The sequence below is a fragment of the Peptoniphilus sp. genome, from assembly GCF_034090345.1.
Lineage (GTDB): Bacteria > Bacillota > Clostridia > Tissierellales > Peptoniphilaceae > Peptoniphilus.
The window spans coordinates 1-11,980 of the sequence record NZ_JAXDSS010000041.1; the positions used below are offsets into that span (position 1 = coordinate 1).

15 protein-coding genes are annotated in these 11,980 nt (G+C 30.2%); 2 read left to right on the forward strand and 13 right to left on the reverse strand.

Going from position 1 to position 11,980, the window contains the following annotated elements; all coding sequences use genetic code 11:
- The 13 genes from SOR77_RS03110 to SOR77_RS03170 all read right to left on the reverse strand — a co-directional run.
- On the reverse strand, positions 1-848 hold an 848-nt coding region (locus SOR77_RS03110; RefSeq protein ID WP_320635731.1), incomplete at its 3' end, for a nitronate monooxygenase.
- Complete coding sequence (locus SOR77_RS03115; protein ID WP_320635732.1) at positions 833-1,759, reverse strand: NAD(P)H-dependent flavin oxidoreductase; 927 nt, start codon at positions 1,757-1,759, stop codon at positions 833-835. The genes SOR77_RS03115 and SOR77_RS03110, both read right to left, overlap by 16 nt.
- Position 1,760: 1 nt before the next feature.
- Positions 1,761-2,654 (reverse strand): beta-ketoacyl-ACP synthase 3, encoded by an 894-nt coding sequence (locus SOR77_RS03120; protein ID WP_320635733.1) that lies wholly within the window; start codon positions 2,652-2,654, stop codon positions 1,761-1,763.
- 1 nt (position 2,655) lies between these two features.
- Positions 2,656-3,423: a carboxyltransferase subunit alpha gene (gene accA / locus SOR77_RS03125; protein ID WP_320635734.1), complete on the reverse strand. Its 768-nt coding sequence runs from the start codon at positions 3,421-3,423 to the stop codon at positions 2,656-2,658.
- Positions 3,410-4,294: an acetyl-CoA carboxylase carboxyltransferase subunit beta gene (locus tag SOR77_RS03130; RefSeq protein ID WP_320635735.1), complete on the reverse strand. Its 885-nt coding sequence runs from the start codon at positions 4,292-4,294 to the stop codon at positions 3,410-3,412. Before SOR77_RS03130 ends, accA begins: the two co-directional genes overlap by 14 nt.
- The gene (locus SOR77_RS03135; protein ID WP_320635736.1) at positions 4,295-5,674 is read right to left on the reverse strand and encodes an acetyl-CoA carboxylase biotin carboxylase subunit; all 1,380 of its coding nucleotides are present in this window, start codon (positions 5,672-5,674) and stop codon (positions 4,295-4,297) included.
- A complete protein-coding gene (locus SOR77_RS03140) occupies positions 5,667-6,128 on the reverse strand; it encodes an acetyl-CoA carboxylase biotin carboxyl carrier protein subunit (RefSeq protein WP_320635737.1) in 462 nt (153 codons plus the stop codon). The genes SOR77_RS03135 and SOR77_RS03140 overlap by 8 nt, the downstream gene beginning before the upstream one ends.
- Positions 6,128-6,355, reverse strand: a complete 228-nt coding sequence (gene acpP, locus SOR77_RS03145; protein ID WP_320635738.1) for an acyl carrier protein — start codon at positions 6,353-6,355, stop codon at positions 6,128-6,130. The genes SOR77_RS03140 and acpP overlap by 1 nt, the downstream gene beginning before the upstream one ends.
- Before the next feature lie 132 nt (positions 6,356-6,487).
- On the reverse strand, positions 6,488-6,853 hold the full coding sequence (crcB, locus tag SOR77_RS03150) for a fluoride efflux transporter CrcB (protein ID WP_320635739.1): 366 nt from the start codon (positions 6,851-6,853) through the stop codon (positions 6,488-6,490).
- Entirely contained in the window at positions 6,846-7,295 is a 450-nt protein-coding gene (locus SOR77_RS03155) for a DUF523 domain-containing protein (protein ID WP_320635740.1), read from the reverse strand. Before SOR77_RS03155 ends, crcB begins: the two co-directional genes overlap by 8 nt.
- 96 nt (positions 7,296-7,391) lie before the next feature.
- A complete protein-coding gene (locus SOR77_RS03160) occupies positions 7,392-8,072 on the reverse strand; it encodes a ferric reductase-like transmembrane domain-containing protein (protein WP_320635741.1) in 681 nt (226 codons plus the stop codon).
- A 192-nt stretch (positions 8,073-8,264) separates the two neighbouring features.
- Positions 8,265-8,825 (reverse strand): GNAT family N-acetyltransferase, encoded by a 561-nt coding sequence (locus tag SOR77_RS03165; protein WP_320635742.1) that lies wholly within the window; start codon positions 8,823-8,825, stop codon positions 8,265-8,267.
- Positions 8,815-9,540, reverse strand: a complete 726-nt coding sequence (locus SOR77_RS03170) for a hypothetical protein (protein ID WP_320635743.1) — start codon at positions 9,538-9,540, stop codon at positions 8,815-8,817. Before SOR77_RS03170 ends, SOR77_RS03165 begins: the two co-directional genes overlap by 11 nt.
- Positions 9,541-9,658: 118 nt before the next feature.
- Here SOR77_RS03170 and SOR77_RS03175 point away from each other — a divergent pair, with 118 nt between their 5' ends.
- Together SOR77_RS03175 and SOR77_RS03180 are read left to right on the forward strand one after the other, a co-directional pair.
- Positions 9,659-10,561 (forward strand): radical SAM protein, encoded by a 903-nt coding sequence (locus tag SOR77_RS03175; RefSeq protein WP_320635744.1) that lies wholly within the window; start codon positions 9,659-9,661, stop codon positions 10,559-10,561.
- Between the two features lie 9 nt (positions 10,562-10,570).
- Positions 10,571-11,815 (forward strand): coproporphyrinogen-III oxidase family protein, encoded by a 1,245-nt coding sequence (locus tag SOR77_RS03180; protein WP_320635745.1) that lies wholly within the window; start codon positions 10,571-10,573, stop codon positions 11,813-11,815.
- The last annotated feature ends 165 nt before the right edge of the window (positions 11,816-11,980 follow it).

The following is an 11,980-nucleotide window of genomic DNA, read 5'->3' on the forward strand; positions in this document are numbered from 1 at the left end:
GAAGGAAATCTGTTTTTATTAGTATATTCAACAAATTCTGTACCTATAGCTCTAGCCGGAAGCCCAACTGGACTTTTTATGACTTCTACTCCAACTTTATTTTGATTATGTGAGTTCAATAAATTTTCTTTAGCTCTTCTATCTAACGAAGACTCTTCTGTAAACAAAAAGCCAGTTCCTATTTGAACCCCGTCAGCACCTTCTTCAAGTGCTTTTTCAAAACGCTCTTTAGTGCCAAATCCCCCACCTATAAAAAGTGGTATATGCTCTTCAAATTGATTTTTTACTTTTAAAATTTCACTCAGCTCTTTAAATATATCTGTATTTAAATCTTCTACTTTAAACCCTAAGTGTCCTCCAGCTTCTGGCCCTTCAAAAACTATAAAATCAGGTTTTCTATTATATTTCTTCAACCATTTTTTTATAATTATATTTAGCGCTCTTGCAGAAGATATAATCGGAGCTATTATTTTCTTATTGTCTATAAACTCAGGTAGTTCAAGCGGTAATCCTGCACCAACTACTACACCATCAACTTCCGTTTCGTTTATAAACTTCAAATAATTTTCAAAGTTATTCACCACGTGCATTATGTTGACCATAATAATACCCTTGCCATGTGCAATTTCTTTTGCTTTTTTTACTTCTCTTAAAAAACTTCTCTTGTTAGCCTCCATAGGATTTTTAAAAAAATCACTTTCCATATATCCGCAGTTCACAAAAGATATTGTTCCCATTCCACCTTCAGCAGCAACTGCACCTGCCAACTCACCCATTGAAATTCCTATACCCATACCACCTTGTACTATTGGTATGCTCATTAATTTATCTTTTATTTTAATAGACATTTCTTTGCCTCTTCATATTCGCTCATAAGCTTTTCAATTAAGTCCTTTGCCGGCATCAATTTATCATATTGCCCAACTGTGTATCCTGTCATTAGAGAACCCTCTTTTACATCTCCATCAACAACAGCTCTTCTAAGTCTTCCTATAGTAAATGTCTCTAATATCTCTATGTTGGATTCATTTTTTTCAAGTTGCTTATATTCTCTTGTCATATTATTTTTTAACAATCTCATTGGAAGTCCGTTTATATGACCAACTGTGGTTACTTTTGATGAATTTGATTTTATAAGAGCTCTCTTATACTCTTCGTGAATTGGACACTCTTCAGTAAATAAAAATGCCGTTCCTATTTGAACTCCTATTGCTCCTAAAATTTCAGCAGCTAGCATCTGTTTTCCAGACCCTATTCCGCCAGCTGCAATAATTGGAATATCAACTTCATTTTTAACTTGTGGAATGAGCACCATTGATGGCATATCTCCAATATGACCTCCTGCTTCCATTCCTTCAGCTATAATTCCATTTAATCCAAACTTAGACAATCTCTTAGCTTGCACAGGAGAAGATATTACAGGTAGGACAGTTATTCCTTCCCCATCAAAAATTTTCATATATTTACTTGGACTTCCTGCCCCTATAGTCACAACTTTTACTCCAGACTCAACTATAATATCTACCATACTATCTATATCAGGTCTCAACATCATAAGATTTACTGCAAATGATTTATCAGTTTTTGCTTTACATATTTCAATTTCTTTTTTTAGTATTTCTGGAGTCATGCCACCTGAACCTATAGTCCCCATAGCCCCTGCATTTGAAATGCAAGCTGCGAAATCTCCCGTTGCAACATGTGCCATTCCACCTTGTAATATAGGGTACTTTATATTTAACAAATTATTTATATTCAAATTACCACTCCATTAACACTGAACAGATGTTAAGACCTGCTCCAAATGCTGAAAAAATTAACTTATCCCCATCTTTTAAACACTCTTTATTTTCAGCTAATAAAATCGGAACTGAAGCTGCCGAAGTGTTTCCATACTCATTCACATTAACTTTAAATTTATCCATTCCCAAACTAAGTTTTTGTGAAACCTGCTCTAAAATTCTCTTGTTAGCTTGGTGGGCAAAAATATAATCAATATCTTGTTTTTCAATTTTTGCCTTTTCAAATAGAGCCTCTATAGATTTTGGAACCTTATCAACTGCAAATCTATAGACTTCTTTACCTTGCATTTTAACGAAATTCCCCTTTTCCATAGCTAATGCATTTTCATTTCCATAAGTTTTTTCATCACTTACCCATAGCTTATTGTTTTTTTGAACAATCGCTCCGGCACAACCATCTCCAAATAGCACGGCTGTAGTTCTGTCATTAAAATCTAAAACACTTGATATTTTCTCAGCAGCTATTAAGAGTGCACATTCCCCTTCTCTTAAAAATCTTTCTGCTAATATCATGGTCCCCACAAACCCTGTACAAGCCATATTTATATCTGCAGAAAGACAATCTTTATTCAATTTAAGTTTTTCATTTATAAGTCCTGCCAATGAAGGTAAAATTATATTCGATGTAAAAGATGCGACTAAAACAAGCTTAATATTCTCTCTATCAAAATCTAACTTACTAGCTAGTTCAACAGCCATTTGAGCCACAGACATCTTGGTAAAATATCTTGATGATATACCGGTTCGGGTCTTTATCCATTCATCAGAAGTATCTAAAATCTTTGTAAAATATTCATTTTCAACTTTATTTTCTAAATCTAATTTTTTTATATCTAAAAATTTTAGTCCCATCTTATCTCCCTATCATACGGAACTTTTCATAACGTTCTCTTTGTAAATTCTCAGCTGTCATAAAATTAGTTCTACTAAGTTCTTCACTTATCAGCTTTTTAATTTGCATATAATCAGGCATATTATTTCTTTCTCGTACAATTTCATCGACTATTCCAAATTCATATAAATCTTTTGAAGTTATCTTCATAATCTCAGAAGCTTTATCTGCAAGAGCTGCATTTTTCCATAGAATCGTAGCAAAGCCTTCCGGTGATAAAATAGAATAAATTGCATTTTCAAACATATATATTTTATTTGCCACTGAAAGTGCAAGAGCTCCCCCTGAACCTCCTTCACCTATTACAAAAGTAATCACTGGTACAGTGAGCGAAGCCATCAATTTAAGACTGCTTGCTATCGCCTCAAATTGTCCTCTTTCTTCAGCATCAATTCCGGGATATGCTCCGGGAGTATCTACAAATGTAATTATAGGTCTTCTAAACTTCTCTGCTTGACGCATAAGTCTCATACTTTTACGATAGCCCTCCGGTAATGGCATACCAAAATTTCTTTTGACACCATCTTCCACACCATTCCCCTTTTCTATTCCAATAAATGTTATTGGTATATCTTCGAAACTACCAATCCCCCCTATAATAGAACGAGAATCGCCAAAACTACGATCCCCTTTTAAATAGACTATATCTTCAAAAATATTTTCAACTAACTCCATAGTTCTAATTCTTTTATCTGACCTCGCATTTTTTACAATTTCATATACGCTCATAACTAGCTCCCGTTTTTTCATGTAACTTTAAAAGTTTATAAAATTCTTCTCTTTGTCTGTCTCTTGGACAAATTAAATCTATAAAACCACATTCTTCAAGTTTTTCAGATCTTTGAAAACCTTCAGGTAATTTTTGTCTAACAGTTTGCTCTATTACTCTTGGTCCCGCAAAACCTATCAATGCTTTTGGTTCAGCTATAATAATATCTCCTAAGCCTGCAAAGCTTGCACTAACTCCTCCCATTGTTGGATTAGTGAGTACACTTATGTATAATAAACCCTCTTTTGAAAATTCATTTATAACAGCTGCTGTCTTTGCCATTTGCATAAGTGAAAAAATACCTTCTTGCATTCTAGCTCCACCACTTGATGAAAAAATTATTACAGGTAACTTTTCGGCCATTGCGTATTCAAACATAGAAGTCAGTTCTTCTCCAACAAAAGTTCCTAGGCTTCCCATTAAATAATCTTGTTCAAGAACAGCTATGACAACTTTAATATTTTTAATAGTGCCTTTAGCTATGGAAATTGCTTCCTCCAAACCAGACTTATTTCTTTGTTCCTCTCTTAATTTATCATAACCTGGAAAAGAAATAGGGTCTTTGTGTTTTGAATTGAATTTTAATTTCTTATATCCTTCATCAAAAAGATATTTAAATCTATCTTCCCCCAATATCTTTAAATAATGACCACAATTCGGGCACACATATAAGTTTGATTTTAAACTTTCAATTTCAATTATTTTTTTGCACTTTTTACAACCTTTGAATAAATCGGGAATTTCCTTAGCAACTTTTTTATCTTTTGAATGAGGAATTCTAACTTTTCTTACAATATCAAGCAGATTTTTCCTCTTACTTAAACTTCCCATCTACTCACCTTTTTCTATACTTCTCATCGCCTCAACTAATGACTCTTCTTTTTCTCTTAAATATCCTGTATTAATTCTACCTCTTATAAAATCTTTATCGTGTAAAATGGCATATTGGAACCCTAAATTTGTTTTAACTCCATCTATTATTGTCTCTTCTATAGCTCTTCTCATCTTCTTTATAGCTCCTAGACGCGTCTTATCCTTTACGATGAGTTTGGCAACCATAGGGTCATAAAAAGGTAAAATTTCAGCCCCCTTATATAGAGAAGATTCAAACCTTGTGTCCATTCCTCCCGGAGGCAAATAGAAACTCACTTCTCCACATTGTGGTTGAAAACTATTTAAAGGGTCTTGAGCATTAACTCTTATTTCTATTGAGTGTCCTTCTTTTTTTACATCACTCTGTTTAATAGAAAGCGGTAAACCAGAAGCAATCTTTAATTGCTCCTTTACTATGTTAATCCCTGTTATCATTTCTGTGACTGCGTGTTCTACTTGAAGTCTTGTATTCATTTCCATAAAATAAAAATTTTCATCTTTATCCACTATGAACTCTACAGTACCAGCTCCTTCATAATTACAAGCCTGTGCACAATTCACCGCAGCTATTCTTATTTTTTCCAACAAATTTTCACTTAGAAATATACTCGGTGCTTCCTCAAGAATTTTTTGATTGTTTCTCTGTAAACTACACTCTCTTTCAAAAAGATGTATTACATTCCCATATGAATCTGCCAATATCTGCACTTCTATATGCCTTGGATTTTCAATAAACTTTTCCATATAAATAGTGTCATTTGAAAATGATGCTTGAGCTTCTCTCTTTGTCAATTCCCATGTAGGAACTAACTCTTCAATTTCAGAAACTTTTCTCATTCCCTTTCCACCACCACCAGCTGAAGCCTTTAGTAAAATTGGAAATCCTAATTTTTCAGCAGCATCAATTAAATCTTTTTTGCTTTTTATTTCCTCATTAAACCCGGGAACAGTTGGAACTCCATTTGATATCATCAAATTTTTTGAAGATATCTTATCTCCCATAGTCCTCATTACCTCAGAACTTGGACCAACTAATTTTAAACCACATTTTTCAACTTTATCTGCAAAATCTCCCTTTTCAGATAAAAACCCATATCCCGGATGTATTGAATCACATCCTGTTTCTAATGCAGCCATTAAAATATTAGACTCATTTAAATATGAAGATTGACTCTTACCCGCTCCAATGCATACAGCTTGGTCGGCTAAATAGACAGCTGGTTGCTCTTTATCTACATTTGAGTACACAACCACTGTTTCTATTCCCAACTCTCTACAATTTCTTAAAATATTTAGTGCAACTTCTCCACGATTTGCTATCAATAATTTTTTAAGCATTTATTTTCTCCAAGATAAAAAGTACTTGTTCAAATTCAACAAGTTCCTCATTCTTGCAACAAACTTTTTTTATAATTCCATCAAAAGGAGATTTAATTTCATTCATCATCTTCATAGATTCCAAAATACAAATTACATCTCCCTTCTTAACTTGTTTTCCCTCAAATACAAAAGGTTCAGATTCAGGGTCTTTAGAAGAATAAAATACTCCAACCAATGGTGATTTTATCTCTTCCCCTTCATACTCTCTGTCGAAGACTTCAACATTAGATTCAACATTATTTACTCTACTGACCTCAGTATGTGGAGTTCCAAAATTTTCAGTACTATAATATCTGAAATCTTCTTTTTTTAAATTCAAAGAATAATTCTCTATCTTTATTTCTAGAGAACTACTTTTTGAGTTATCAAACTCTTTTATTAAACTTTTAGTAAGTTCTAAGTACTTTTCCATTAGTTTTTACTGTTAATATACTTAAATACATCTCCAACAGTTATAAAGTTTGTAAAATCCTCATCTGGAATTTCAACATTATAATTTTCTTCTATAGCCATTGAAAGTTCTACAGCGTCTAGAGAATCTAAACCAAGATCATCTTGTAAATTAGCTTCCTCTGTTATTTGATCCATTTCAATTCCAAAGTTCTCACAAATTAAATTTTTTAATTCTTCAAAAGTCATTTTTATATCCCCCAAATTTATTTCATTTTTTTATGTAAGTAATTCTATTACACTTTTATTAATGTGTCAAATTTTTTAAATAGTTTTATTTTACAAAAAAAGACGACTCAATCACCTTTAATAAAATTAATTTTAACTTCTAACTAAATACTGACTTAAAACTATAGCCAATATGCTTATTACCACACTTAAAGAAATATATGATATGCCAATTATAAATTCACCTTGGTTAAACAATTGAAAATTTTCAAATGCAAATGAAGAAAAAGTTGTAAACCCTCCACAAATTCCCACTCTTAAAAAGAGTATCCATCTATAATCCAAGTCTTTATTCTTTAATCCAATAGCAACAACTAAACCTATTACAAATGAGCCAACTATATTTATAATCAAAGTTTTGATAGGCAGTTGAGTTTTATCAATGCCTATCAAACCTATTAAATACCTTAAAACACTTCCTATGAAGCCACCTAATCCAACTATTAAACAATCAAACATCTTCTCTACCACCTAATATATCTTCCGAGAAATCCTCTATATCCACTACACAAAACCCATTTTCTTTTAGCAATTTGGCAAAAATTCCTGAACCATTTATTAAATTACCACTAAAAGTACCATCGTATAATTGTTTAGCTCCACAACTTGGGCTTCTGGATTGCAGTATAGCTAATTCAATTTTATTTTTTTTTGCCATCTCAAGAGAAATTAAAGCCCCTTTTTTAAATTCTTTATCTACAATTCTTCCATTTTTATTAGTAACAACTCCATCTACAATTTCAGCCGGAACTCTTGGTATCGAGAGCCCGCCCAAAACTTCAGGACAAACTGCAATAACTTCATGCTCACTTAAAAATCTCTTTAAATTTTCATTTAAATTATTTTCACCATTATACTTACAATTTTCTCCAAGTAGACAGGCGCTAACTAATATTTTCATATAAATTCAACTCCAAATTTAACTTTTTTAAATATTCTATTTAGAATTTTATCATAAACCAGTTGAAATAATCTTCTATAGCAAAAAAGATACCTCTTAACGAGATATCTTCTTAATTTTTGTCTTATTTAAACGCATTATAGTATAGATTAAGTATATAATTGTGTAAACTATTATTTCAAAAATTTTCTCATCAAACTTTGAAACATAAAGTGTCATTACATGTAAATAAATTATATAAAAAAATGGATAAGCTAATTTTTGAATATTCTTCCAAATCTTAGCTGACATTTTTGCACGTACACACCTAAAAGAAGTTACCATTAATATTAACATTAATATCACCAATATAACCGACAAAATAACAGCCACTAACTGATTAATATTTTTAAACTGTGACCAGTCAAATAAAAGCCACACAAAATATCTCCTTCCATAAATTATATTGTGAGTTAGTGCAAATATACATCCAATTATAGAAATTTCGCCTCTTATCTCCATAAACTTTCTTGTTAAAGACGTATGATTTTTAACACATCCCAAAAACATAACTACCATAAAAATTGTAGTTGCAAAAATACCTCTTTTGAATGTATTTAAAACATATTTACTAAAAACTTCCGGTAACTCTTTATTAATCTCTGTATAGTATAAGTAAATAACTACAATAGAAAATACAAATGAAATAAAGTAACTTATCTTCGGATATTTCTTTATGAAATCTTTAGTAGCAAAAATAATTGCCAATGTTAGAATCATTCCTATTATAAGTGCCATACATATCTCCCTTTTTAAATTAATTAAAACTATCGATAATTTTTCTATATTATGTGAACACTTTTTAGATTATATACTAATCAATATTACTTATCAATTTGTTTTTTTATTGTTCATTCTTTTACTTTTAATATAGTTTTTTAAAAAAAGATTTATAAAAAAGCAATGGAATTAAGCCATTACTTTTATAATTTATATATTTCTAAAATACTCTTCTGCTAATATTGAATACATACAAGCATCAACTATTCCCCTATTGCTCCAATCTGCATTTCTAAGTGTTCCCTCATACACTAACCCACATTTTTTCATAACTTTCCCTGAGCCTACATTTTCAGGGTCATATTGAGATTCTATTCTTTTAACTCCGACCTTTTCAAATAGAAAAGATATAACCTTTGAAAAAGCTTCACTCATAATCCCTAAATTCCACCATTTACTTCCCAAGCAATATCCAATATGTACTTTATTTGTCATCTCATCCATTCCAACTACAGAAATAGTTCCTATTGATTCCTCCGTTTCTTTTAATACTATTGACCATTGATAAAAATCTAAATTTTTATAACTTTTAATCCATTCGCTTAAAATATTTTTTGTAACTTCAATGTTGTTGTGAGATTTCCACCTTAAAAACTCTGTAACTTCATCTTCATTTGCCCAGTTTTTAAAAACTTGTTCACTATCATCTAATGAAAACTTTTTAAGTATCAGTCTTTCTGTTTCTAATTTAACGGTTCCCTTATGATCCATAAAACTCTCCTAATTTATAAATTTTGCTACCTATTCCCATTTCTTTTCTCCATATTGGAGCTTCAATATCCTCTCCCCAGTATTCATCTAAAGAGATGATTTTTCCATTTTCTAATTTAATAAATGAAATCACGTGGTGAAATTCACTTTTATCTTTTGCATATACTTTTACTGCAGTTATTATCAAATTCTCTCTCTTCTCAATCCTCTCAATATTTCCAGACCAATCTCCAGGATATTTACAATTTGCAAGTATGTAATCTTCAACTGTAAATTTTTCATTTGTATTATGCCAATATATAATTGCCTCATGAGAAAAATATTCTCTAATAGCATCTTCGTCCTGATTCAAAGTGTCATCCCAATATTTTTCTATATTAAATCTTTTTATTTCTAACATAAAAGCTAATAGTTCTATCGCTAAAATTACTGTCATAATAAACAATATTAATTCAATTGCCGTAAAAGGTTTAAAATAATAGTTCCATTCATTTTCCAAAAAAATTTTGGTTAACTCCAATGATATTAATGTTGAAATAATAGTTCCGACTATTATAGGAATTATTATAGTATTTTTCTTTATAAATTTTATTATAGCTATTAAAACTGCTATTCTCAAAAAATAACCCAACAAAGAGCCATATTTTGCATCCAAGTAAATACCCATAAATGAATATGGAAGTGAAGTCACAAATAATTCTATTTTTCTTTTCATACAATCCTCCGATATATAATATCTTATATTACATATTATATTATTCGAGTAAAAATTACATTTAAATTTTATGCTATAATTTTTATATATTTTATTAACGGTTTGTTGGGAGGTAATTTTGAAATTATCATCATTTTTATATTTTGCAAAATTTGGTATAAAGACAATAATTTTTAAAAAGAAAAAGCCCATTCTTGGAACTATTATAATTACAGATAAATGTAACTTAAGTTGTAAACACTGTTCGGTTAATAATATAAGTTCCATAATCTATACATACTTTCAAATAAAAAATGAAATGCGTATTCTCTACAATTTAGGAGTTAGAATTTTGTTTTTTTGTGGTGGAGAAACTTTTCTTTGGAAAGATTCCGGTAAAACTTTAAAAGATTTAGTGGTTGAAGCAAAGAATATGGGATTTTTAATTGTAAATGTTGTTACAAATGGTACTTATCCTATTGATTTACCAGAAGCTGATTTAATTCTCTTGAGTTTAGATGGTGATAGAGAAAGCCACAATACTATACGAGGAAATACATATGATTTAATTTTGGAAAATATAAAAAATTCCACATCTGATAATATTTGCCTATATATGGCAATAAACAAAATAAATAAAAACTCAGTTAAAGATGTTTGTAATCTTTCTACAGAATATAAAAATATTAGAGCCGTTTCTTTCAATTTTCATACTCCATATCCTGATACTGCTCATTTAAAACTCTCAAAATCTGAAAAATTTGATGTAGCGAAGATTATTGCAAATGAAATCGACAATGGCAAACCTATATTTAATTTAAAATCTGCTCTTCCTTTTTTAGTTGAGAGTAATTTTCCAACACCTTGCCATCAATGTGTTGTCATTGAAAATTATACTATTTCAACTTGTGGTAGATGCATTGAAGTTTCAGGGCTATGTGAAGAATGTGGATATTTCTTCGTAGCTGAATATACGCTCTTATTTAGTGGAAATGTAAAAATAATATTTGAAATGTTAAAAACTTATTTGAAATATATTTAAGGAGAAGATATGTTAAAAAAGCTCGGTAAAATTTTCCTCACACGCTCTACTAAACCATTTATATTCCATAGTGAATATGATAACTCTCTAAATTATTTAGATTTAGATAATCTAGGATTATATATTCACATCCCGTTTTGTAGGAGTATTTGTGATTTCTGTCCCTACTGTAAAACAGTTTATTCTAAAGAAAAATCTGATATATACATAGATTATCTTTTAAAAGAGATAGAACTTGTCTCTAAACAATCTTCTATAAAAAAAGAAATTACAACTCTTTACTTTGGTGGTGGAAGTCCTGCTCTTATAATAGATAGATTAGATGAAATTCTCTATACAATTTCAAAATATTTTTACATTAAAGACGGAATTGGAATTGAGCTACACCCCGAAGATGTAACTGTTGAATGTTTAAAAAAATTAAAAAGTATAGGGATAACTAAAATAAGCATTGGTGTCCAATCTTTTCAAAGTAAATTTCAAAATATGCTCGGAAGAAAATTTGTAAATTTACAATCCTTGTCTGATTCTCTTTCAAAAGTTAAATTTGAAACTGTATCAATGGATTTTATATTCGCCTTACCTAATCAAAACTATTTAGATTTAAAAAATGATATAGATTTGGCATTTGATATTGGAGCAAATCACATAGCTCTGTATCCTTTTATAGACTTTAAATTTACCAAAAGTCCTATTAGCGCACTTAACACAAAAGAAAAGAGAAATTTATACTATTCGATTATTAAACATTGTATTGATAATGGATTCTCTCAAAATTCAATATGGACTTTTTCAAAAAACAACTCTCTATACTCTTCCATGACTAGAGAAAATTACCTTGGCTTTGGTTGTTCAGCAACTACTCTATTAAAAGAGCAATTTAAAATCAACACCTTCTCAATTGATGATTATATAAATAGGATAGAAAATAAATTGCTCCCCACTTCTTTGACTACAAGATTTACTAAAAGGCAGAGAATGTTGTACTATCTTTTTTGGACAGCATACTCTACAAAGATATCGGAAAAAGACTTTAAAAATTTTTTCAATTGTTCTTTAAAAAAATATTTTGGTTTGGAAATTAGAATAGCTAAACTATTAAAATTTATTGAAGAACAAGACGGCATTTATACTCTAACGCCTAAAGGCTCTTTCTATTTCCACTATTACGAAAATTTCTACACACTATCCTATATAGATAAAATGTGGGGAATTATGAAAAACAATCCCTTCCCGCAAAAAATTGAACTTTAAAAAGGACAGATTTAAATCTGTCCCCAGATTGTAGACAAACCCAGGAATTTTCCTTGGGCTTGTTTGCATTTTAATAGCTTTAATAATTTATTAAAGCTATTCGTAAAAATATGCCTTATTAGGTCCTTATTCGGGTCTAATCTATACATTAAGGTTGCTAACTTT

Coding starts and splice junctions, on each gene's coding strand:
- SOR77_RS03130 (WP_320635735.1), bottom strand. CDS start 4,294: ATGGGAAGTTTAAGTAAGAGGAAAAATCTGCTTGATATTGTAAGAAAA.
- crcB (WP_320635739.1), bottom strand. CDS start 6,853: ATGTTTGATTGTTTAATAGTTGGATTAGGTGGCTTCATAGGAAGTGTT.
- SOR77_RS03155 (WP_320635740.1), bottom strand. CDS start 7,295: ATGAAAATATTAGTTAGCGCCTGTCTACTTGGAGAAAATTGTAAGTAT.
- SOR77_RS03135 (WP_320635736.1), bottom strand. CDS start 5,674: ATGCTTAAAAAATTATTGATAGCAAATCGTGGAGAAGTTGCACTAAAT.
- acpP (WP_320635738.1), bottom strand. CDS start 6,355: ATGACTTTTGAAGAATTAAAAAATTTAATTTGTGAGAACTTTGGAATT.
- SOR77_RS03120 (WP_320635733.1), bottom strand. CDS start 2,654: ATGGGACTAAAATTTTTAGATATAAAAAAATTAGATTTAGAAAATAAA.
- SOR77_RS03160 (WP_320635741.1), bottom strand. CDS start 8,072: ATGGCACTTATAATAGGAATGATTCTAACATTGGCAATTATTTTTGCT.
- SOR77_RS03165 (WP_320635742.1), bottom strand. CDS start 8,825: ATGGATCATAAGGGAACCGTTAAATTAGAAACAGAAAGACTGATACTT.
- SOR77_RS03180 (WP_320635745.1), top strand. CDS start 10,571: ATGTTAAAAAAGCTCGGTAAAATTTTCCTCACACGCTCTACTAAACCA.
- accA (WP_320635734.1), bottom strand. CDS start 3,423: ATGAGCGTATATGAAATTGTAAAAAATGCGAGGTCAGATAAAAGAATT.
- SOR77_RS03170 (WP_320635743.1), bottom strand. CDS start 9,540: ATGAAAAGAAAAATAGAATTATTTGTGACTTCACTTCCATATTCATTT.
- SOR77_RS03140 (WP_320635737.1), bottom strand. CDS start 6,128: ATGGAAAAGTACTTAGAACTTACTAAAAGTTTAATAAAAGAGTTTGAT.